The sequence below is a fragment of the Streptomyces sp. S063 genome (assembly GCF_002832675.1).
GTDB classification, from domain to species: domain Bacteria; phylum Actinomycetota; class Actinomycetes; order Streptomycetales; family Streptomycetaceae; genus Streptomyces; species Streptomyces sindenensis.
The window spans coordinates 2,660,172-2,682,451 of sequence record NZ_CP021707.1; the positions used below are offsets into that span (position 1 = coordinate 2,660,172).

General features: G+C 70.7%; 17 protein-coding genes, 1 rRNA gene and 2 pseudogenes. 9 read left to right on the forward strand and 11 right to left on the reverse strand.

The features are described 5' to 3' along the window. The first annotated feature begins 147 nt into the window (after positions 1–147). A pseudogene (locus CCZ36_RS11955) lies at positions 148–734 on the forward strand (DJ-1/PfpI family protein). Positions 735–816: 82 nt separating this feature from the next. Here the strand turns inward: CCZ36_RS11955 and CCZ36_RS11960 are convergent. After that, the gene (locus CCZ36_RS11960) at positions 817–1,503 is read right to left on the reverse strand and encodes an HAD family hydrolase (RefSeq protein WP_069744194.1); all 687 of its coding nucleotides are present in this window, start codon (positions 1,501–1,503) and stop codon (positions 817–819) included. A gap of 62 nt (positions 1,504–1,565) precedes the next feature. Next, on the reverse strand, positions 1,566–2,072 hold the full coding sequence (locus CCZ36_RS11965; protein ID WP_069739522.1) for a DUF6912 family protein: 507 nt from the start codon (positions 2,070–2,072) through the stop codon (positions 1,566–1,568). Between the two features lie 275 nt (positions 2,073–2,347). Between CCZ36_RS11965 and CCZ36_RS11970 the strand changes: the two genes are divergently transcribed. Next, positions 2,348–2,836 carry an Rv3235 family protein gene (locus CCZ36_RS11970; RefSeq protein ID WP_128817622.1) on the forward strand — a complete coding sequence of 163 codons (489 nt, stop codon included), beginning with the start codon at positions 2,348–2,350 and terminating at the stop codon, positions 2,834–2,836. 77 nt (positions 2,837–2,913) lie between these two features. Here CCZ36_RS11970 and secA read toward each other — a convergent pair whose 3' ends face one another. Further along, positions 2,914–5,733, reverse strand: coding sequence for a preprotein translocase subunit SecA (gene secA / locus CCZ36_RS11975; RefSeq protein WP_069739524.1), 2,820 nt, complete (start codon positions 5,731–5,733; stop codon positions 2,914–2,916). 239 nt (positions 5,734–5,972) lie between these two features. On the opposite strand from secA, the gene CCZ36_RS11980 reads away from it, so the two are divergent. Next, positions 5,973–6,593, forward strand: a complete 621-nt coding sequence (locus CCZ36_RS11980) for a GNAT family N-acetyltransferase (RefSeq protein ID WP_128817623.1) — start codon at positions 5,973–5,975, stop codon at positions 6,591–6,593. An 88-nt stretch (positions 6,594–6,681) separates the two neighbouring features. After that, positions 6,682–7,869 (forward strand): winged helix-turn-helix domain-containing protein, encoded by a 1,188-nt coding sequence (locus CCZ36_RS11985; protein ID WP_128817624.1) that lies wholly within the window; start codon positions 6,682–6,684, stop codon positions 7,867–7,869. 12 nt (positions 7,870–7,881) lie between these two features. Here CCZ36_RS11985 and CCZ36_RS11990 read toward each other — a convergent pair whose 3' ends face one another. The 7 genes from CCZ36_RS11990 to mtnA all read right to left on the reverse strand — a co-directional run bounded on the left by CCZ36_RS11990 (position 7,882) and on the right by mtnA (position 16,381). Continuing rightward, positions 7,882–8,637 carry a response regulator gene (locus CCZ36_RS11990; protein ID WP_069739527.1) on the reverse strand — a complete coding sequence of 252 codons (756 nt, stop codon included), beginning with the start codon at positions 8,635–8,637 and terminating at the stop codon, positions 7,882–7,884. A gap of 183 nt (positions 8,638–8,820) precedes the next feature. Then, entirely contained in the window at positions 8,821–9,510 is a 690-nt protein-coding gene (hpf, locus tag CCZ36_RS11995; RefSeq protein ID WP_006124981.1) for a ribosome hibernation-promoting factor, HPF/YfiA family, read from the reverse strand. 327 nt (positions 9,511–9,837) lie between these two features. Next, positions 9,838–10,581, reverse strand: a complete 744-nt coding sequence (locus tag CCZ36_RS12005; protein WP_128817625.1) for a ComF family protein — start codon at positions 10,579–10,581, stop codon at positions 9,838–9,840. Positions 10,582–10,645: 64 nt separating this feature from the next. Next, entirely contained in the window at positions 10,646–12,481 is a 1,836-nt protein-coding gene (locus CCZ36_RS12010; protein WP_069739529.1) for an LpqB family beta-propeller domain-containing protein, read from the reverse strand. Positions 12,482–12,509: 28 nt separating this feature from the next. Beyond that, the gene (gene mtrB, locus CCZ36_RS12015) at positions 12,510–14,543 is read right to left on the reverse strand and encodes an MtrAB system histidine kinase MtrB (protein ID WP_069739530.1); all 2,034 of its coding nucleotides are present in this window, start codon (positions 14,541–14,543) and stop codon (positions 12,510–12,512) included. Between the two features lies 1 nt (position 14,544). After that, complete coding sequence (gene mtrA, locus CCZ36_RS12020) at positions 14,545–15,234, reverse strand: two-component system response regulator MtrA (RefSeq protein WP_007448372.1); 690 nt, start codon at positions 15,232–15,234, stop codon at positions 14,545–14,547. Between the two features lie 4 nt (positions 15,235–15,238). After that, entirely contained in the window at positions 15,239–16,381 is a 1,143-nt protein-coding gene (gene mtnA / locus CCZ36_RS12025; RefSeq protein ID WP_128817626.1) for an S-methyl-5-thioribose-1-phosphate isomerase, read from the reverse strand. A 140-nt stretch (positions 16,382–16,521) separates the two neighbouring features. On the opposite strand from mtnA, the pseudogene CCZ36_RS12030 reads away from it, so the two are divergent. From CCZ36_RS12030 to CCZ36_RS12050, 5 genes and pseudogenes are all read left to right on the forward strand, one after another. After that, positions 16,522–17,732, forward strand: a pseudogene (locus CCZ36_RS12030) (hypothetical protein). 4 nt (positions 17,733–17,736) lie between these two features. After that, positions 17,737–18,426 (forward strand): DUF4129 domain-containing protein, encoded by a 690-nt coding sequence (locus CCZ36_RS12035; RefSeq protein ID WP_128817627.1) that lies wholly within the window; start codon positions 17,737–17,739, stop codon positions 18,424–18,426. Next, positions 18,423–19,673: a DUF4350 domain-containing protein gene (locus CCZ36_RS12040; RefSeq protein WP_128817628.1), complete on the forward strand. Its 1,251-nt coding sequence runs from the start codon at positions 18,423–18,425 to the stop codon at positions 19,671–19,673. Before CCZ36_RS12035 ends, CCZ36_RS12040 begins: the two co-directional genes overlap by 4 nt. Further along, positions 19,670–20,689, forward strand: a complete 1,020-nt coding sequence (locus CCZ36_RS12045) for an AAA family ATPase (RefSeq protein ID WP_069744207.1) — start codon at positions 19,670–19,672, stop codon at positions 20,687–20,689. The genes CCZ36_RS12040 and CCZ36_RS12045 overlap by 4 nt, the downstream gene beginning before the upstream one ends. Before the next feature lie 10 nt (positions 20,690–20,699). After that, entirely contained in the window at positions 20,700–22,013 is a 1,314-nt protein-coding gene (locus CCZ36_RS12050; RefSeq protein WP_128817629.1) for a DUF58 domain-containing protein, read from the forward strand. Positions 22,014–22,120: 107 nt separating this feature from the next. Here CCZ36_RS12050 and rrf read toward each other — a convergent pair. After that, a 5S ribosomal RNA gene (gene rrf / locus CCZ36_RS12055) occupies positions 22,121–22,237 on the reverse strand. Positions 22,238–22,280: the final 43 nt, after the last annotated feature.

Sequence of the window (22,280 nt, forward strand, 5' to 3'; positions counted from 1 at the left end):
CCCCCCGAACTTTGACACTCTGGACAGTGCGTCGCGCCGCCTTGGCGAACCTCCGGAACCGGGGCAATCTGTGGACAACGCCCGAATCAGGCCACCGGCAGACCGCGAGCCGAGCCGCCGGGGCCGATCGCCCCCGAGGAGTCCGCCATGCCGCAGAAGATCCTCATCGTCACCGGCGACGCCGCCGAGTCGCTCGAAGTGCTCTACCCGTACCAGCGGCTGCTGGAGGAGGGGTACGAGGTCGACATCGCGGCCCCGAGCGCAAGACGCTGCGCTTCGTGGTCCATGACTTCGAGCCCGGCTTCGACACGTACACGGAGAAGCCCGGCTACACCTGGCCCGCCGACCTGTCCTTCTCCGAGGTCGACCCCGGGGCGTACATCGCTCTCGTGATCCCGGGCGGCCGGGCCCCCGAGTACCTCCGCAACAACGCAGAGCTACGGAAGATCGTCGGCGCCTTCTTCTCCGCGGACCGCCCGGTCGCCCAGATCTGCCACGGCCCCCTGATCACCGCCGCCACCGGCCACCTCAGCGGCCGAACGGTCACGGCGTACCCGGCCCTGGAACCGGACATGCAGAGCGCGGGCGCAACGTTCCAGGACACGGAGGCCGTGACGGACGGCCCCTTGGTCTCATCACGGGCGTGGCCGGACCACGCGGCATGGATGAGGGAGTTCCTGAGGGTGCTCCGCTCAAGCCCGTCGGGCACCTATTCAAGCCCGTCCGGCGCTTGAGGACATCGTTTCCAGCCCGTCCGGCGCTTGAGGACCGGGGCCCGGGGCAGCGCCCCGAAACACCCCACCCCGCCCCGCACCGCTACGCGCCGAACGTCTCCGCCAACGCCACCGCCTCCCCCAGGCTGTCCACCACCGGCACCCCCGCCCCCTCCAGCGCGCTGCGGCTGTGCGACCCCCCGGTGTACAGCACCGCCCGCGCCCCCACATGCGCCGCCGCCACCGCATCGTCCAGCGCGTCCCCGATGACCACCACGTCCTCCGGCGAGAACCCGTCCACACCGCCCGCCCCGGCCAGCGCGGCGAAGTGCCGCTCCATGTGCAGCGCCTTGCTGCCGCCCGACGGCCCCGTACGCCCCTCGACGCGGACGAACCGCGGCTCGATCCCGTACCCCCGCACCACCGGCACCAGCTGCTCGTGCCCGTACATGCTCAGGAGCGACTGGCTGCGCCCGGCCCGCTGCCACTCGTGCAGCAGTTCCTCCGCCCCGGCGGTGAGCCCGCAGGCCGCCCGCTGCTCCGTGTAGTACCGGTGGAAGACGCCGTCCATCCGCTCCCACTCGGCCTCGGTGGGCAGCCGGCCCAGGAACCGCTCGTAGAACCGGGGTATGGGGATGGTGTACATCTCCCGGTACTGCTCCAGCGTGATCGGCGCCAGCTCGACCTCCGCGAACGCCGCGTTCGTCGCCTGGATGACGGCCTGCGTGTCGTCGAGCAGCGTGCCGTTCCAGTCCCAGACCAGATGTGTGCGTGTCGTCCCGGAAGTCATACAGAAAAAATACCCGCCGGGTCCGACAACCCCGCCGGCCCTGGGCGAGACCGGCGTCCGCCTCAGCGGATGAGCTGCGGAATCTCCTGGACACCGAACCAGAGCAGCTCGTGGTCCTCGGCCCCGTCCACCGTGAACTGCGCGTCGTCGTCGCCGAGGTCCGCCGCCCCCAGGGCCGCCGCCGCGGCGGCCACGTCCTTCTCCGCGTCGTCGGCGTCCACGTGCACCGCCGCCGCCTTGGCCAGCGGCAGCGCGACGGCGATCCGCACCTCGCCGAGCGATGCCGCGCTCAGCCCGTGATCGGGGTCGGCGACGGCGGACCCGTCCGGTACGTCGACGGCGACGACGACCCGGCGGCGCGCCTCGTCCGGGTTCCCGGCGATCAGCCGGAGCGAGGCGGCGGCGGCGCGGGTGAGCGCCGCGTACTCCAGCTCCTCGATGTCGTCGGAGACGTACCACTCGCGCAACCCGGGGGTCACCGCGTAGGCCGTCAGCGGCCCGGGGCCGACCTCGCCCGCACCGTGCGCCGCTGCGAGACCGGAAAGGGTCAGGGGGACGTACACGCGCATGGCAGGTCGCTTTCGTAGAAGGAAACGTCCTCAGGATACGTGGGAGCGTCCCCTTTCGGGTTTCGGCAACCGGGGTCCTCCGTCCACGGCCGACGCCCCGTCACCCCCGCCGTTGCCCTTGTCGCGCAAGGGCCGAGCCACGGATAGGTGAAACCGCCCGCGCCGGATCGGCGCCAGAAGGCCCCTTGCGTCGCTGACGACCGCCCCCGTAGAAGATCCCCAACACAAGTTACCGTCCGGTAGAAGCCGGGCCCGGGCAACGGGGGCGACAGAGCATGAGCACAGACAGGACGAGGCCCGCCGGCCGACGCGACCAGCGCGGCCCTCGATCAGCACCCACCGGTCCTCGCTCGGCGCCGAACGGTCCCCGGCCGGTGCCTCCGCAGCGCTCCCGCAGGCTGCAACCCCACCGGCCGCAGCGCCCGCACCAGTGGTTCGCCGAGCGTCTGCTCGCGGTCCTCAGCGGCCAGCGCCCGGTGCACTGGATGCTCGGCCACACCATCGGCGAGGCCTACGACCAGCTCGCCGAACTGGCCCCCAGCACCCCGCTGAGGGCCACCCAGGGCAGCCGCCCGGTCCTCCGCCACTGCCGAGGGGCCCAGCCCGCCACGGGGGTGGTCGAGGCGTTCGCCAGCATCGCCGCGGGCGACCGGGTGCGGGCGATGGCGTTCCGGCTGGAGCAGGGCGCCGACCAGCGCTGGCGCTGCGCCGCCGTGGAGCTGGGCGGCGAACGCCTCACGGCCGGCGCCCCGAGCCCCCGGTGACCCGGCAGACCCGGGAGACGCGGCAGGGGCCGGACACCTCGCGGCGTCCGGCCCCTGCCGGGGAACAACTTTTACGGCTACTTCTTGCGACGGCGACCGCCGCCACCACCGCTCTTCTGGGCCTTGCGGCGCTCCGCACGCGTCATGCCGTCGGCCGACCTCGTGGCGCCGGAGACCTCGTCGTTGGCGAAGTCGCCCTCGACGACACCGCCCTCGCCGTCCACCGTGGGAGCGGAGAAGTGGAGCCGGTCCGGCCGCTGCGGGGCCTCCAGGCCCTTGGCACGGATCTGCGGGGCCGCGGCGGCACCCTCCTTCTCCAGCGAGGGACGCTCGGCGCCGTCCTGCACCGGAACCTCCTCGACCTGCTGCTCGACCTGGACCTCCAGGTTGAACAGGTAGCCGACGGACTCCTCCTTGATGCCCTCCATCATGGCGTTGAACATGTCGAAGCCCTCGCGCTGGTACTCGACCAGCGGGTCCTTCTGCGCCATGGCCCGCAGGCCGATGCCCTCCTGGAGGTAGTCCATCTCGTAGAGGTGCTCGCGCCACTTGCGGTCGAGCACCGAGAGGACGACGCGACGCTCCAGCTCCCGCATGATGTCGGAACCGAGGGTGTTCTCGCGCTCCTCGTACTGCTCGTGGATGTCGTTCTTGACCGACTCGGCGATGAACTCGGCGGTGACGCCCGCCAGATCCCCGGCCGCCTCCTCCAGCTCCTCGACGGTGACCTTCACCGGGTAGAGCTGCCTGAAGGCGCCCCACAGCCGGTCCAGGTCCCACTCCTCGGCGAAGCCCTCGGCGGTCTCCTGCCGGATGTAGTCGTCGATCGTGTCGTCCATGAAGTGCCGGATCTGGTCCTGGAGGTCCTCGCCCTCCAGGACGCGGCGGCGCTCGCCGTAGATGACCTCGCGCTGCCGGTTGAGCACCTCGTCGTACTTCAGGACGTTCTTACGCGTCTCGAAGTTCTGCTGCTCGACCTGCGACTGGGCGGAGGCGATGGCACGGGTGACCATCTTGTTCTCGATCGGGACGTCGTCCGGGACGTTCGCCATCGACATGACGCGCTCGACCATCTGGGCCTTGAACAGGCGCATCAGGTCGTCGCCCAGCGACAGGTAGAAACGGGACTCGCCCGGGTCGCCCTGACGGCCGGAACGACCGCGCAGCTGGTTGTCGATACGGCGCGACTCGTGGCGCTCGGTGCCCAGCACGTAGAGCCCGCCGAGCTCCTTGACCTCTTCGAACTCCGCCCTCACGGCCTGCTCGGCCGCCTCCAGCGCGGCGGGCAGCGCGGCCGCCCACTCCTCGACGTTCTCCACCGGGTCGAGGCCGCGCTGGCGCAGCTCCGCCTCGGCGAGGTCGTCCGGGTTGCCGCCGAGCTTGATGTCGGTGCCTCGTCCGGCCATGTTCGTCGCGACGGTGACGGCGCCCTTGCGGCCCGCCTGGGCGACGATCGTCGCCTCCCGGTCGTGCTGCTTGGCGTTGAGGACCTCGTGCTGGACGCCGCGCTTGGAGAGTTGCTGCGAGAGGTACTCGGACTTCTCGACCGAGGTGGTGCCGACCAGGATCGGCTGGCCCTTCTCGTGCTTCTCGGCGATGTCGTCGACGACCGCGGCGAACTTCGCGACCTCGGTGCGGTAGATCAGGTCCGACTGGTCGGCGCGGACCATCGGCCGGTTCGTCGGGATCGGCACCACGCCGAGCTTGTAGATCTGGTGGAACTCGGCGGCCTCGGTCATCGCCGTACCGGTCATGCCGGAGAGCTTGTCGTAGAGGCGGAAGAAGTTCTGCAGGGTGATCGTGGCGAGCGTCTGGTTCTCGTCCTTGATGTCCACCCCTTCCTTCGCCTCGATCGCCTGGTGCATGCCCTCGTTGTAGCGGCGGCCGGCGAGGATACGGCCGGTGTGCTCGTCGACGATCATGACTTCGCCGTCGATGACGACGTAGTCCTTGTCCTTCTTGAACAGTTCCTTCGCCTTGATGGCGTTGTTCAGGTAGCCGACGAGCGGGGTGTTCACCGACTCGTAGAGGTTGTCGATACCGAGCCAGTCCTCGACCTTGGCGACGCCGGCCTCATGGATGGCCACGGTCCGCTTCTTCTCGTCGACCTCGTAGTCGCCGGTCTCCTCGATGCCCTTGAGCTGGTTGCCCGCCTCGCCCTTGGTGAGGCGCGTGACCAGCTTGGCGAAGTCGCCGTACCACTTGGTGGCCTGGTCGGCCGGGCCGGAGATGATCAGCGGCGTACGGGCCTCGTCGACCAGGATCGAGTCGACCTCGTCGACCACGGCGAAGTTGTGGCCGCGCTGGACGAGCTCCTCCTTGGACCACGCCATGTTGTCGCGCAGGTAGTCGAAGCCGAACTCGTTGTTCGTGCCGTACGTGATGTCGCAGGCGTACTGCTCGCGGCGCTGGGCCGGAGTCATGTTGGCGACGATGCAGCCGACGGACAGACCCAGGAACTTGTGGACCCGGCCCATCAGCTCGGAGTCACGCTGGGCGAGGTAGTCGTTGACCGTGATCAGGTGCACGCCCTTGCCGGAGAGCGCGTTCAGATACGCGGGCAGGGTGCCGACGAGGGTCTTGCCCTCACCGGTCTTCATCTCGGCCACATAGCCGAGGTGCAGGGCGGCTCCACCCATGATCTGTACGTCGTAATGGCGCTGCCCGAGGACACGCTTGGCGGCCTCGCGGATCGTGGCGAACGCTTCGGGAAGCAGATCGTCCAGGCTCTCGCCGTCCGCGTACCGTTCCTTGTACTCGTCGGTGAGCGCCCGCAGCTCGGCGTCGGAGAGGTTGACGAAGTCCTCTTCGATGGAGCTGACCTGGTCCGCGATGCGGTGCAGTTTGCGCAGGATCTTGCCTTCGCCTGCACGCATGAGCTTGTTGAAGACGGACACTGAGGCTGGTCTCCTTGCCGGTCGGGCCTGGCACTGGGTCGTGTAATGGACTCTGGCGCGGGCACGGCAGGTGGGCCCCACCGCAACGGCCATCGTAAGCGAGGACACCACCGCGTCGGGAGGGCTGCCGTCGCGTGGACCTCGCCGCACCCTTATAGGACAACGGTCCAGGGGCGCGGAAGGTGCCGGGAAGCCCGAAAGTGCTCGCGTCGGGGCGGCGGGCTCACGAGAATCGGCCCATGGAGCCGATCACCCTCACCACGGAACGCCTGGTCCTGCGGCCCTTCGGCCCGCAGGACACCCACCGGGTGCACGCCGCCTGTCAGGACCCGGACATCCAACGGTGGACGGTGATCCCCTCCCCGTACCGCCTCACCGACGCGGAACTGTTCACCACGAAGCTCGCCCCGGCGGGCTGGCAGGACGACTCCGCCTACGGCTTCGCCCTGACCCTGCGGGAGACCGGGACGCTCGTGGGGGCGCTCGGCATCGACCGCCGCAGCTGTCCGGGGACGTACGAGGTGGGCTACTGGTCCGCCCAGGAGCACCGCGGCAACGGATACGTCACCGAAGCGGTGCTCGGCTCCGCCCGCTGGGCCTTCGCCTCGCTCGGGGCGGACCGGCTGGAGTGGCGGGCCGAGATCGGCAATCTGGCCTCGCGGGCCGTCGCCCTGCGGGCGGGGTTCCGGCTGGAGGGCGACCAGCGGTCCGGGCTGCTCAACAAGGGCGTGCGGCGCGACGCCTGGACGGCGGCCCTGCTCCCGTCCGACCTCGGGCTCGCGGGCACCCATCCGTACGTCCCCGGGCGGCACGCACCCCGGCCCGGCGGAGCCCCGGATTCGGTACGCCGGTCCACATGATCCCGGCCCCCCGCGGGGCCCCGGGCCCCGTGATCCAGGGGCGGATTCCGGGGCCGGACTGTCAGTGGCGGCGTCTAGGGTTCGACGTATGACGCCTGTGCCTCCTCCCGCAGTCGAACTCTCCGCCGACCAGGCCCGCCGCATAGCTCTGCGCGCCCAGGGCTTCCTGGGGGCCCCGGACCGTCGGGCGGGGGTGCCGGGGGTGCTGCGCCATCTCGGCGCGGTCCAGCTGGACACGATCTCGGTGCTGGCCCGCTCGCACGAGCTGATCCCCTACGCCCGGCTCGGTTCGGTGGGGCGCCGGACGGTGGAGGAGGCGTACTGGTCGGGCGGCCGCACCTTCGAGTACTGGTCGCACGCCGCGTGCATCCTGCCCGTCGAGGAGTGGCCCCACTTCGCGTTCCGCCGGCGCGCCTACCGCTCCCGCCCGCACTGGCACCACGATCTGCCCGACGGCGTGTACGACACCGTGATCAAGCAGCTGCGCGACGAGGGGCCGCTGACGGCCACCGAGCTGGGCGGCGCGAAGAACGGCGGCGAGTGGTGGGACTGGTCGGCGTCCAAGGTCGCCGTCGAGCGAGCCCTGATGTACGGCGAGGTGGTGTGCACCGAGCGGCGCGGCTGGAAGCGGGTCTACGAACTGGCCGAACGGGCCATTCCGGATGCCCTGCTGCACGACGAGCTGAGCGACGCCGAGTGCCGACGACGGCTGGTCGCGCTGGCGGGCAGGTCCCTGGGCGTCGGCACCCGTGGCGACATCGCGGACTACCACCGGCTGAAGGGTGAGGAGTTCGACGCCGTGGTGGCGGACTCGGGGCTGGTCCCGGTCGTGGTGGAGGGCTGGACGAAGCCCGCCTGGGCGGACCCGGAGGCCCTGGCCAAGGAGCCACGCGGCCGCCACCGGACGACGCTGCTGTCACCGTTCGACTCCCTCATCTGGGAGCGGGCGCGGACGGAGCGGATCTTCGGCTTCACGCATCGGCTGGAGGCCTATGTGCCCAAGCAGAAGCGGATCCACGGCTATTTCGCCATGCCGTTGCTGGCGGGCGGGAAGCTCCAGGGCCGGGTCGACCCGGCCCGCGAGGGCACCACGCTCGTCGCCAAGCAGGCGTCGCCGACCGGCCCGAAGGCGGTGGTCCCGATGGCCGAGGCCCTGGTGGAGGCGGCGGCCTGGGTGGGCTGCACGGACATCCGGGTCGACCGGGTGGACCCGCCGGAGCTGCGCGAACCGCTCAGGACGGAGATCGGCCACGCACTCCAGCGCGCCTTCCGCTGACCGGCCGCCCGGCTACCTGATCTCCAGGATCTTCTCGCGCATGGCGTAGACCACGGCTTCCATCCGGGAGTGCAGCTGCAGTTTCTCCAGGATATTGCGGACGTGGTTCTTCACCGTGTTCTCGGAAATGAACAACTCCTTGGCGATATCCCGGTTGTTCATGCCGGTCGCCACGAGTTTCAGCACCTCCAGCTCACGATCGGTGAGCCGGGGCGCCGGCACGAGCCGTCGCTCGTCGGTGCGCTGGATCATCGATTTGAACTCGGTGAGCAGCTTGGAGGCCATGGAGGGACTGATCTGGGACTGGCCGTCGGCGACCGCGCGAATGGCCGTGGCGACCTCGTCGGTGGAGATCTCCTTGAGGAGGTATCCGGTCGCACCCGCCTTGATCGCCTCGTAGAGGTCGGCCTCCTCGTCGCTGATCGTCAACATGATGATCTTCGCGCTGGGGGCCACCTCCTTGATGGCGGTGCAGGCCTCGATGCCGCCGCGCTTGGGCATCCGGACATCCATCAGCACGATGTCGGGCAGCAGGTCGGCGGCCTTGTCGACCGCCTCGGAGCCGTCCGCGGCCTCGCCGATGACCTGGATGTCCTCCTCCTGCGCGAGGACGATCTCCAGACCCCTGCGGAAGAGCGCGTGGTCATCGACCACGAGGACCCTGATGGGCTCCTTGCGTGCGGCGCCGTCCGTGTCCGCCCCGGTGTACGCGCCGGTGTCGTCGTCGGAGTCGTTCGCATCACGCACGGGCCCGAAGGTGTCCGCCATCGTTCCTCCCCCAGAAGGCCACGGCCTGAAGTGTCGGTCGTTCGCCAACGGCACCTCACGGAACACCGATTGGCTCGGTCCGCCATGATTCCATGCCCCGACCCCGGCACGGTGGTCCTGTGCCCGTGCACGGGTGCCCCCGGTGGCGTGAAAACGCCCCGGGGGCACCCGGATGATGTGGCCTCAGCCGCCGAGCGCACCGCCCGCGCCGCCTGCCTCGTCCGCGGCGAGCGGGTCGGTCCTCAAGTGGATGACGCCGTAGTCGTAGGCGTGTCGCCGGTAGACGACGCTGGGCTCCTTCGTCTCGGAGTCGACGAACAAGTAGAAGTCGTGACCGACCAGTTCCATCTCGTAGAGCGCCTGGTCGAGCGACATCGGTGCGGCGGTGTGGGTCTTCTCGCGCATCACGAGCGGCCCTTCGCCCTGCACTTCGAGCGAGCCGATCTTCGTGGTGGGGACGGGCGCCGGCGACTGGTCGCCGACCAGCTCACCGTCCTCGTCGAACGAAGCCACGCCGGGGACGACGTCCCCGACCTCGGCAGCCGACAGACGGCCGTTGCCACGGCGGCTGTAGCGCTTGTCGTGCTGCTTGCGCAGCCGGGCCTCCAGCTTTCCGGTGGCCAGGTCGAGCGCTGCGTAAGGGTCGCCCGCCGCCGCTTCCGCCCGGATGACCGGCCCCCGGGAGCGGAGCGTGATCTCCACCCGGTCGGAACGGTCGGCCTGACGGGGATTCGGCTCCTTGGACACCTCGACGTCGAGGCTGATCACCTTGCCGTCGAACTTCTGGATCTTGTCCAGCTTCAGCTTCTCGGCCACGTGCTTGCGGAACCGCTCGGGCACCTCGGTCTTGCGGCCCTTGACGACGATGTCCACGCAGAACTCCGTTCCCGGATCGCCCCGCTCAGTGGCGGAGCATCTCCCTTTCGCACCAGGCCCCGGAGATCCCCAGGGCCTCGGACTCGGTGGCTTTCGCCTCCTCCTCCCCCGTCGGAGGGGTCGCAACCCCACCGACTTTGCGTGCCTCTCCTACCGGTGAGTTACCTGCCCGAAACCTCATGGTGCATTCATCGAGGTCCGGCATTCACCGTTCCTCACAACCGAACATAGCCTGCGCACCAGGGTCTCGGCACCCGCTACTGGCACGTACCTCCATTCAGGGGGTATTAGCCTCTCATTACCTGCAACGATGCAGGTTCTCGGTCAGTTCCGGTTTATTTCGAAGGCGGAGGGAGAGGCCGCGACGACCGCCGCCCGGCACCCTCCGCGCACGGAGGACTCCCGATCGGCGCCGCACCCCTCGCCGACGGCCCGTGCCGCCTCCGCCAGCGTCGATCCCGTCGTCAACAGATCGTCGACCAGGATCACCCGGTCGTGAGCGGCAAGGCCGCGCCGGAGAAGGCGCCCTCCCGCTGCCGTGAGCTCCAGCGCGCCGGCCAGATTAGCCCGCCGCTGCCGCGCCCCGAGCCCCGACTGGTCGGCGACCGCGCGTCGCTGCCGGAGCACCGAAAGCACATGGGCCGACAGGCCCGCGCGCCGCAGCTCGCGCGCGGCCGTGACGGCGATCCTGCGCACCGGATCATGACCACGCGCCGCGGTCGCGGAACGCGCGGAGGGCACGGGGACCAGCAGCAGGGGCCCCGCACCGTCCGACTGCCCCGCCACGGCCCGTACGCCACCCGCCAGGGCCCGTCCGAGCACCCTCGCCAGCCCGAGTGCCCCGCGCTCCTTGTGGGCCAGCAGAACCGCGCGTACGGCGTTCTCGTACGGCGCGGCCGCGTACACCGCCGGAAGTCCCGGCGGCCGCGGCGAGGGGCGGACCCGCCGGGCGGCCACGCCGAGCAGCGCGGCCCCGCAGACCGCGCACAGCTCGGTGCGCGGTCTGCCGCACCCGGCGCAGGCCATCGGCAGAAGCAGACCGGACAGCTCGTGCCACACGTTCCGCATGACCCCACAGTGCCGCGCCCACGGGAACCGGACCACCCCTGTGGAAAACCCCGGGCCTGCCGGATCAGCCGGGGTAGACCAGCGCCTTGCCCTCCTTGAGGACCGTCTGCCAGTTGTCCCCCGGCGAGAGCTTCACAATGCCGTCGCCGACGGTTTCCGCCATCAGCGGAAGCTGTTCGTCGTCCGCCGCGGCGATCGACTGGACCTGGTTCACGCCGGGGAGCGCGCCCGAGGCCGACGTGGACCCGTCGGCCTGCACGTAACGCACCTGCTGAACGCCGCCCTCCTCCTTGCCGACCACCACCAGACGGCTGCGGCCCGACCAGGAGATGGCCGAAACGTCCGCGAGCTGCGGGGCGGCCTGGCGCAGGTCCTCGACCGAGATCTCGGGTGCCACGGAGGACCCCCGGCGCTCGACCCGGCCGATGTTCAGCGTCGTACGGCCGTCCTTCGTGAGCAGCAGGGCGATCCGCACGCCGTCCGCGGACAGCCGGAGCTCCTCGATGCGGGCGCCGTCGAGGCCGGGCACCCGAACCTCCTGCGGCTCGCCCTTGCCCCCGGCCAGCCGCAGCAGCCTCGGTCCTGCCGGATCGCGGTCGGCGACCCACAGATCGCCGCGGCCGTCCCAGCTCGGCGGCGACAGCCGGTCAGCCGCCTTCTTCGCGTTGCTGGTGACGAGGGGGTCGGCCAGTTCGCCCTCCGTCTCGACGGAGGACACGTAGAGGTACTGGCCGGAGGAGGAGACCGCGGCGGCCCGCTCCTCGTCCCGGGCCACTCCGACGGATCCCATCGGGACGGTGCCCGCTCCCAGCGGACCGGTCACGGGCTCGGGTGTCACGGGTCCGTCGATGGCACCGAGGATCCGCTCCACCTGGCCCTTCTCATTGATGAAGTACTGGCTGTCGGCCCCCTCGGAACCGCGGTCGGCGGAGAACTCCGACGCGTCGTCGGCGTTCAGCGCGCAGAGCCGGCCCTCGCCACCCTCCAGCTCCACCCGCTCGACCCGCGCCGAGGTCAGGTCGCGGAGCGTGAAAAGCACCTGGGCGGCCATCATCCGGCAGGCGCTACGGCCCGCCGATTCGGCCTTCTGGTTGAGCGGCACCCTCAGGACGTTCTGGTCGTCCGGCGCCAGCGCGGTGACGCCCTTGCGCAGGGCGGTCCCCGTCGGGAACCGGGAATCGACCACGGGCCGCAGCCAGTTCGTCGGCCCGGCGAGGAGGGTCCTGACGGTCTGCGTCGCGGTGTCCATGCGCGTGACGGGATCCGTACGGTTGCGTACGTAGACGGGGTCGGCGACGAGCGTCGACCGGCTGTTCGTGCCCCCGGTGGCGTAGTAGTACTTGTTCACGGAGCGGTAGAGCCGCTTGAAGTCGGACTGCCCGAGGACCAGGCCGTCCGGCACGACGTCGATGCGCCACTCCTTCTTCCCCTCCGCCACCTGCTCCAGCACCAGGTGCAGGGTCTGGGAGTAGGCGGTGGGCGCGAGCGGCTGGTAGGAGCTCTGGGCGTCGACCGTCGCGACCTTCTCGCCGGTCAGCGTGTAGGTCGTCTCGCGGTCCCGGGTGGCCCGGTTGTCCTCGTCGTGGAGCAGGGGGCCGCTGCGGTTGGGAGCCTGGGCCAGCACCGTGGTGCTCCCGCCCGGCTGCCAGGTGCGCCGGGCATCCGTGCTCAGGTATTTCCGGGTGGTCGCGAACGCGGGGTCGTCACTGGTCATCGACTCCAGGAAGCCGTCGACGATCTCACTGGGCGGTGCGCCGTCCCGGGGCGCCACCGCGTACACCTGCACCTGGGAGTCGCCGGGCTGCGAGGCGTCGACCGCCTTGACGTCCCCGGTCACCGGCATCGAGCCGCAGCCGGCCAGCACGACGACGGCGCAGCCCAGCAGCGCGGTCGTCCGCACTGCCCGCCCTTGGCCGCCCGGACGACGGTCAGTACCCACGAGTGGTGTCCTCCTGGTCGGGATTCTGTACGCCGCCCACGTCTCCGGGGCGTTCCGGGGCCGGGCGGGCCACGACACGGGCTCCGTTGCCCGGCAGCGCGGCGGGGTGCACCGACGAGGGCGCGCCGCTGCGGGCGACGGGCCCATGACCGGGCACGGGCAGCGGCGAACGCGCACCCGCGCCGGGCTGGGCCGGCACGGACATCAAGCGGTGATCGCCCGACGTACCCGATCCGGCCTCGTCGCGTTCCCGGCTCTCCCGGTTGCGCCGCGAGTCCTCGGGCTCCAGCGGTATCGGCGAACCGCGCAGGGGCTCGTCCGCGGTACGCGGCAGGGTCAGCCGGAACTGGGAGCCGCCACCGGGCTCGCCCCAGGCCTGGAGCCAGCCCCCGTGCAGCCGGGCATCCTCGACCGCGATGGAGAGGCCGAGACCGGTCCCGCCGGTCGTCCGGGCCCGCGCCGGGTCGGCACGCCAGAACCGGTTGAAGACACGGGTCGCCTCGCCGGGCTTGAGCCCGACTCCGTAGTCCCGGACGGCCACGGCGACCGCGCCCTGTGCCACGCCCATCCGCACCACGACGTCCCGGCCCTCTCCGTGCTCGACGGCGTTGACCACGAGGTTACGCAGGACGCGTTCGACACGCCGGGCATCGGCCTCGGCGACCACCGGCTGGTCGTCGCCGACAACCAGGATCCGGGTGCCCTTGCGCTCGGCGAGCGGCTCGGCGCCACCGATCACCCGGTGCACCACGGTCCGCAGGTCTATCGGCTCGGCCTCCAGGGCCGCCGCGCCCGCGTCGAAGCGGCTGATCTCCAGCAGATCGGCGAGCAGCGACTCGAACCGGTCGAGCTGGTCGCCCAGCAGCTCGGCGGAGCGTGCGGTGACGGGGTCGAAGTCGGCGCGGGCCTCATGGATGACGTCGGCGGCCATCCGCACGGTCGTGAGGGGGGTCCGCAGCTCGTGCGAGACGTCGGAGACGAACCGCCGCTGCATCCGGGAGAGCTCCTCCAGCTGCTGGATCTTGAGCTGGAGGTTCTGGGCCATCTTGTTGAAGGCCTCGCCGAGCCGGGCGATGTCGTCCTCGCCGGTGACCTTCATCCGTTCCTGGAGCTTGCCCGCGGAGAGCCGCTCGGCGATACCGGCCGCCATCCGCACCGGTGTGACCACCTGCCGCACCACGAACCAGGCGATGGCTCCGAGCAGCACGACGACGAACAGTCCGGCGGTCGCCAGGGTCGTCTTGACCAGGGCCAGGGACTTCTCCTCCTGCGTGAGCGGGAAGAGGTAGTACAGCTCATAGGGCTGCTGATCGATGTCGTAGAGCCGCTTGCCGACGACGAGCCCCGGTTGCGACTCGTTGCCGTACGAGTACTGGATCAGGGAGTAGGTCTGGTAGGCGCCCTGCCCCTTGCTGACGTTCTGCCGCAGACGCTCGGGCACGCTGGACGCCTCGACGCTGCCGGAACCACGCGCGGCACGGCTGCCCGCACCCTCGGTGACCGAGTCCACGCTGAGCGCCACCACGTTGAAGGCGTTCTTGCCGCCGCTGGCGAGCTGGTCGACGAGCTCGGTGCGCCAGGAGGTGCTGCCGGTCATGCCGTCGGCTCCGTCGCTCCCCTGGCCGCCGGGGGCGAGGGGAGCGTTCGCCTTCTCCTGGGCCGCGGCGAAACCGCCGGCGGCCTGGGTCTGGGCGGCCTTGCCCTTGGCGTCGAGCAGGCCGTTGCGCACCTGGCCGATGACGACGAAGCCGAGCAGCAGCACGACCCCGAGCGACATCAGGAGAGTGCCCGCGACCACGCGGAGCTGCAGGTTGCGCCGCCACAAACGGACGGCCGGCAACAACGGACGACGCACCCACCGCATCAACAACCGCGGTACGGGCCCGCCGGGCGTCCGGTCCTCGAACAACCGGCCGCCCTGCAGGAAACGGCTCATACGTGACGCCTTCCGACCCGGGCCGGCAGCCCGCTCCGTACGGACTCCCGGCTCGCCGGGCCCCGGAGCAGCACCGCCTCGGGCCATCTCAGCTCGGTCCGGCCTTGTAGCCGACGCCTCGGACCGTCACCACGATCTCCGGCCGTTCCGGGTCCTTCTCGACCTTGGAACGCAGACGCTGGACATGAACATTCACCAGGCGGGTGTCGGCCGCGTGGCGGTAACCCCACACCTGCTCCAGCAGGACCTCACGGGTGAAGACCTGCCACGGCTTGCGGGCGAGCGCGACCAGCAGGTCGAACTCCAGCGGGGTCAGGGCGATCGACTGCCCCTCCCGCTTCACGGAGTGGCCGGCCACGTCGATGACCAGGTCACCGATGGTCAGCTGTTCCGGCGCGGGCTCTTCGGACCGCCGCAGACGTGCCCTGATCCGGGCGACCAACTCCTTAGGTTTGAACGGCTTGACGATGTAGTCGTCGGCCCCGGATTCCAGGCCGACCACGACATCGACGGTGTCACTCTTGGCAGTGAGCATGACGATCGGCACACCGGACTCGGCCCTGATCAGCCTGCACACCTCGATGCCGTCCCTACCGGGCAGCATGAGGTCGAGCAGCACCAGGTCCGGCTTGGCCTCACGAAATGCGGCCAGTGCCTTGTCGCCGTCCGCTACGAACGACGGCTCGAAACCTTCTCCACGCAGCACAATCCCGAGCATCTCGGCCAGTGCGGTGTCGTCGTCGACGACAAGGACGCGTCCCTTCATAATCGACATCATCCCATTAGCTAATCGTTACCTGCGATGACCTGGCACACAGCTCGGCCAGTCCGACCCCCGTGACCGGGGAAATTGTGCCCTCCTCGGTGACGATCGCCGTGATCAGTTCCGGCGGCGTGACGTCGAAGGCCGGGTTGTACGCCGGGGCTCCGAGGGGTGCGACGACGATCCCGCGTCCGCCGTCGGCCGATACACCCTGCAGCGATGTGAGCTCCGTCACTTCCTGCCCGGAACGCTGCTCGACGATGATCGATGTGCCGTCCGGGGTCTCCAGATCCACGGTCGTCGTCGGTGCCACCACGATGAAGGGCACGTGGTGGTACTTCGCGAGCACGGCCAGCGGGTAGCTCCCCACCTTGTTGGCCACCGAGCCGTCCGCGGCGATGCGGTCGGCGCCTATGAGCACCGCGTCGACCTCCCCCGCCGCGAACAGGGACCCCGCCGCGTTGTCCGTGAGCAGGCTGTACGCCAGCCCGTTCCTCGCCGCCTCGAACGCCGTCAGCCGCGCCCCCTGGAGCAGCGGCCGCGTCTCGTCCACCCACAGCCGTCGCAGCCGCCCCTGCCGGTGCACCCGCAACGCCACCGCGAGCGCCGTCCCCTCCCCTCCCGAGACCAGCGCCCCGGTGTTGCAGTGGGTCAGCAGCTGGTACGCCCGGCCCGGCAGCAGTTCCTCCAGCAGCGCCTCGCCGTACTCGGCCATACGCCTGCTGGCCTGGGCATCCTCCCGGTGCAGCGCCCGCGCCTCGGCCAGCGCCGCCGCGGCGGCCGCCTCGTCGCCCTCCCCCTTCCCGGCCGCCGCCCAGTAGGCCGCTGCCACCCTCCGCACCCCGTAGCCGAGATTCACCGCGGTGGGCCGCGCCCCCGCCAGCAGTCCCGCCGCCTCGGCGACGTCGAAGCCCCGCGCCGCCGCGAGCGCCACCCCGTAGCCCCCGGCGATCCCGAGCAGCGGAGCCCCGCGCACCGCCAGCGTCTGGATCGCCCGCACCAGCGCGGGCACATCGGTGCACACCAGCTCGACCTCCTCGGCGGGCAGCCGCGTCTGGTCGAGAAGCACCAGCACGGGGCCTTCCGGAGGCTCGTCCCAGCGGAGTACCGAAAGCGCGGGAGGCTCGAAGCCCACCGATGATTGCGCGTCGTGATCAGCCATCTGTCCAGTCTGCCCGGTGAGCCACGCGCATATGAAGGTGCGAACGAGAAGGAGCGGCTGGTCCGCCCCGGACCGGCGCGTGGCACGATGGCTGCCAACCTGCCGCCCCGATGAGCGGTCAGGACGGTGAAGGAGCGAGAATGAACGACTCTCCGGGCTGGGCGTCGCCCGGATCTGCCCCCTCCGACGGCAAGGAGACGGCGATTCCCCGCCCCTCCGACCCGCAGGACGGAAGCGGCCCGAAGGGGCAGTGGTCCCCCGAGCAGCCGCCCCCCGGGCAGTGGTCCCCACCGAGCAACCCCGGCAGCGGTCCCGGAACCCGGCCGCCCGCACCCGGCTGGGGCGGCGGCCCGCAGCGGCAGGGCTGGGCAGGACCGCCCCGGCCGCGAAGCCCGGCGTCATCCCGCTGCGCCCGCTGAGCCTCGGCGAGATCCTCGACGGCTCGGTGTCCGCCCTGCGCGCCCACTGGCGTACCGCCCTGGGCTTCAGCCTGACGATCTCGGTGATCACCCAGATCGCCGTCATCCTCATGCAGCGCTACCTGCTGCCGGAACCGACCTCCATCGACCCGAACGCCACCGGCGCCGAGGCCCTGCGCCAGACCGCCGACTCGGCCCGGTCGACGCTGGTCTCCCTGGCCCCGGTCTCCCTCCTCTCGATGGTCGCCACGCTCTTCACGGCGTCGGTCGTCACCGTGATCATCAGCCGCTCCGTGCTGGGCCGCCCCACCACGCTCGCCGACTCCTGGGCCGAAGCCCGCCCCCGCGTCCTCCCTCTGCTCGGTCTGACCGTGCTGGTCGCCGTGATCATGGCCGCCATCATGACCGTGGGCATCGGCCCCGGCCTGTTGCTCGGCTCCGAGGCCGGAGCGGCCCTCGCCTTCCTCGGCTTCGCCGCCGCCTGCGTCGTGATGCTCTGGCTGAACGTGAGCTTCGCCCTCGCCGCCCCCGCACTGATGCTGGAACGGCAGAGCATCGTCGCCGCGCTGCGCAGGTCGGCGAAGCTGGTCCGGGGCGCCTGGTGGCGCACCTTCGGAATCCTCGCCCTGACCTATCTGCTGACCTTCCTGCTGACGTTCCTCGTCTCCATCCCGTTCGGCATCATCGCGGTGATCGCCGACGGAACCGAGGTCAGTGACCTCTTCGGCGGTACCGCTCCTTCCGTCGGCTGGCCCTTCCTCATCGTCACCGGCATCGGCGAAGTGATCGTCTCGACGTTGATCTACCCCTTCGTCGCCGGCGTGATGGCGCTTCTCTACGTGGACCAGCGCATCCGCCGCGAAGCCCTGGACCTCGACCTCGCACGGGCCGCAGGCCTGCCGGGCTACGGCGACAACACACCCAGGAGCTGATGCGGTGTCGGCGGCGGGGGGCATCACCACAGCACGGCAGGACATCGCGGCGGGCGACATACCCGTGGACACGCCACGCCTTCCCGCACGGGAAGCGGCCGAGAGCGAGCTGTCCAAGCCGATGTACCACGAGAACGACCCGAACGTCGTCCAGCGTGCCCTGAACCAGTTCTGGGACTGGGTCGCCGGAGTCTTCGACGCCGCCGCGGGGGCCGCCCCCGGCGGCCCGGCCGGACTCGCCGTCCTGGTCGTCATCGTCGTCGGCCTCGCCGCCGCCCTCTGGTGGCGGCTCGGCACCCCGCAACGCTCCTCCCGGAGCGCGGAGGCTCTGTTCGACAGCACGGGCCCCCGCAGCGCGGCCCAGCACCGCGCCACGGCCGAAGCACACGCCGCGGCCCTGCGCTGGACCGAAGCGGTCCAGGAGCGCATGCGCGCCATCGTCCGCTCCCTGGAGGAGCGCGCCCTGCTCGACCCCCGACCCGGCCGCACCGCGGACGAGGCCGCAGCCGAGGCGGGCCGCACCCTCCCCGAGCACACGACCCGGCTGCGCGCCGCCGCGCGGAGCTTCGACGACGTGACATACGGCGGCCGCGCCGCGGACCAGTCGGCATACCTGTCCCTGCGCACCCTCGACCTGGCACTCGACGAGGCGAAGCCGCTGCTGCCCGGAACCTCCCGAGGAGCCACCGGATGACCGCGGCGACCACCGCTTCCCCCACCTCGACGGCGCCCACCCCCGGCCAGGTCTGGACCCGCGCCCGAGGCATCCTGGCGGTCATCCTCATCCTCGTCGTCGCCGGCATCACGTTCGCCGCCGTACGCTCCGGCACGAGCCACGGACAGCTCGACCCCCGCTCCGCGGACCCCAAGGGCAGCCGTGCCGTGGCCGAACTCCTCACAGCACGCGGCGTATCCGTCACCGTGGCCACCACCCTCGACGAGGCCACCGCCGCGACCGGATCCGACACCACACTCCTGGTCGCCGGCCCCAACCTCCTGACCCGGTCGCAACAGCTCCGGCTGAACGAGGCGACCACCGCCTCCGCCGGACGCACCCTGCTGATCGCTCCGGGCCCGGGGGCCACCGCCCGGCTCGCCCCCGGCGTCCGCGCCGAAGCGCACCTCCCCGTCAGCGCTCTCGCCCCGTCGTGCGAGCTCCCCGCCGCCCGCAGGGCCGGCACAGCGGACCTGGGCGGCACCCGCTACACGGCGCAGGACCCGGCCGCCGTCACCTGCTACCCGAGCGCAGGCACCCCCAGCCTGGTGGCTCTCCCGACCGGAGCGGGCGGCGACACCGTCGTCCTCGGCTCCCCCGCTTTCCTCCACAACGAGCGTCTCGACCAGCAGGGCAACGCCTCCCTCGCCCTGCAACTCCTCGGTTCCCGTCCCCATCTCGTCTGGTACCTCCCCTCGCTCACCGATCCATCCGCGACAAGCGATGACGGCGCCCCCGGCGACGGGGACGAAGAACAGTCGGAGGGCGGAGCGAGAGACGACTCGGCCGACGAGAGCGGCTTCCTCGACCTCGTCCCCTCCGGCTGGCTGTGGGGAACGCTTCAACTCGCCCTCGCCGCCGTCCTCGCCGCCGTCTGGCGGGCCCGCCGACTCGGCCCCCTGGTGACAGAACGACTGCCGGTAGCCATCCGCGCGTCCGAATCCGCCGAGGGCCGCTCCCTCCTCTACCGCAAGGCCAACGCCCGCGACCGGGCCGCCGACGCCCTCCGAGCCGCCGGCCGCACACGCCTCGCTCCACTCGCCGGTGTGCCCGTCCGTGACGCGCACACCCCTGATGTCCTCCTCCCCGCCGTGTCCGCACGCGTCACTGCCCCGGACCGCGATCTGAACACCCTGCTCTTCGGCCCGGCTCCCTCCACCGACGCCGCCCTGGTCCTCCTCGCCGATCAACTCGACGCCCTCGAAAGAGAGGTACGCACTTCATGAGCGCCCCGACCCCCGAGCCGGCCGAGCCCATGGCGCCTTCTGCGATGCCCACGGAACCGGAGCCGTCCGACAGCGCCCGCGCCTCCTTGGAGGCTCTGCGCTCCGAGATCGCCAAGGCCGTGGTCGGGCAGGACCCCGCCGTCACCGGACTCGTCGTCGCGCTGCTCTGTCGAGGTCACGTGCTCCTCGAAGGCGTGCCCGGAGTGGCCAAGACTCTGCTCGTGCGTGCACTCGCTGCTTCCCTCGAAGTCGACACCAAGCGCGTGCAGTTCACCCCCGACCTGATGCCCAGCGACGTCACGGGTTCACTGGTCTACGACGCGCGCACCGCCGAGTTCTCCTTCCAGCCCGGCCCGGTCTTCACCAACCTGCTGATCGCCGACGAGATCAACCGCACCCCTCCCAAGACCCAGTCGTCCCTCCTTGAAGCGATGGAGGAGCGGCAGGTCACCGTCGACGGAACGCCGCGTCCACTGCCTGAACCCTTCCTTGTCGCCGCGACCCAGAACCCCGTCGAGTACGAAGGCACCTACCCCCTTCCCGAAGCCCAACTGGACCGCTTCCTTCTCAAATTGACGGTTCCGCTCCCTTCGCGCCAGGACGAGATCGATGTCCTCACCCGCCATGCCGACGGCTTCAGCCCCCGCGACCTCAAGGCCGCCGGGATACGGCCCGTCGCCGGACCCGCTGATCTGGAAGCAGCACGCGAGGCCGTCGCGAAGACGACCGTCTCCCCCGAGATCACCGGCTATGTAGTGGATATCTGCCGTGCCACGCGCGATTCCCCCTCGCTCGCTCTCGGTGTCTCCCCCCGAGGCACCACCGCACTGCTGTCGACCGCCCGCGCCTGGGCCTGGCTGACCGGTCGGGACTATGTCATCCCGGACGATGTGAAGGCCCTGGCCCTTCCCACGCTCCGTCATCGCATCCAACTGCGGCCCGAGGCGGAAATGGAAGGAGTCACTCCCGACTCCGTCATCGCCTCAGTGCTCGCCCACGTCCCCGTACCCCGATGAGGCGGTGACCATGGCCCTCACCGGACGTACCGCGCTGCTGGCCGCCCTGGGGTCACTCCCCGTAGGCGTCTTCGCTCCCAGCTGGACCGGGATGTTGGCGGTCAACGCCCCGCTCTCCCTGGCCATTCTGTGCGACTACGCCCTGGCCGCGCCAGTGCGAACGCTTCGATTCACCCGATCCGGCGATACAAGCGTTCGACTCGGTGACACGGCCGAAGTGCAACTGACGGTGACCAACACCTCGCGTCGGAGCCTGCGCGCCCAGCTGCGGGACGCCTGGCCCCCCAGCAGCTGGGCCTCGGGCGCCGAACGCCGCGCTTCCCGTCACACGCTGACGATCCCCGCCGGCGAACAGCGGCGCCTGGTCACCGTTCTGCGCCCGACGCGTCGCGGCGACCGGCAGGCGGAACGCATCACGGTCCGCTCGTACGGTCCGCTCGGCCTCGCCGCACGCCAAGGGCAGCATCGAGCCCCTTGGACCGTACGGATCCTGCCGCCGTTCACCAGCCGCAAGCATCTGCCCTCCCGGCTCGCCCGGCTCCGCGAACTGGACGGTCGCACCAGCGTTCTGACACGTGGTGAGGGCACAGAGTTCGACAGTCTGCGAGCTTACGTACCGGGGGACGACACCCGCTCCATCGACTGGCGGGCCACCGCACGCCAGTCCGCCGTAGCGGTCCGGACCTGGCGGCCCGAGCGTGACCGGCACATCCTCATCGTTCTCGACACCGGGCGTACGTCGGCGGGCCGGGTCGGTGACGTACCCCGCCTGGACGCCTCGATGGACGCCACGCTCCTCCTCACCGCACTAGCGATGCGGGCCGGCGACCGCGTCAGCCTCCTCGCCTATGACCGCCAGGTCCGAGCCCGTGTCCAAGCCCGGACAGCCTCGGGCAATGTCCTGCCCACCGTCATCAACACGCTGGCGACGCTGGAGGCCGAGCTCATCGAGACGGACGCCCGCGGCCTCAGCAATGCCGCCCTCACGGATGCCCCGCGCGGTTCGCTGATCGTTCTCCTCACGACGCTGGAGGCCGCCCCCATCGAGGAGGGGCTTCTCCCGGTGCTGTCCCAGCTCACCCAGCGCCACACTGTTCTCGTGGCTGCGGTCTCCGACCCTCGGATCGAGGAAATGGCCAACGCACGGGGAACAGTGGAATCGGTGTACGACGCGGCAGCCGCCGGCCAGGCCCAGGCGGACCGTCGCCGCACAGCGGACAGGCTTCGTCGCCATGGCGTCGTGGTTGTGGACGCCACTCCGGACAATCTTGCTCCCGCGCTGGCCGATACGTACTTGGCGCTGAAGGCCGCAGGTCGTCTCTGAGGCACTGCGGTCGGCCCGGCGAGGGAGGGGCGGCGGGCCGCTGTGCTCCGGTCCCGGAACGCAGAAAAGCCCCGCACCAGAAGGTGCGGGGCTTTCCCACAATAATTGTTCGGCGGCGTCCTACTCTCCCACAGGGTCCCCCCTGCAGTACCATCGGCGCTGAAAGGCTTAGCTTCCGGGTTCGGAATGTAACCGGGCGTTTCCCTAACGCAATGACCACCGAAACACTATGAAACTATGAACACCGGGCAACAACACAGCTGTTCG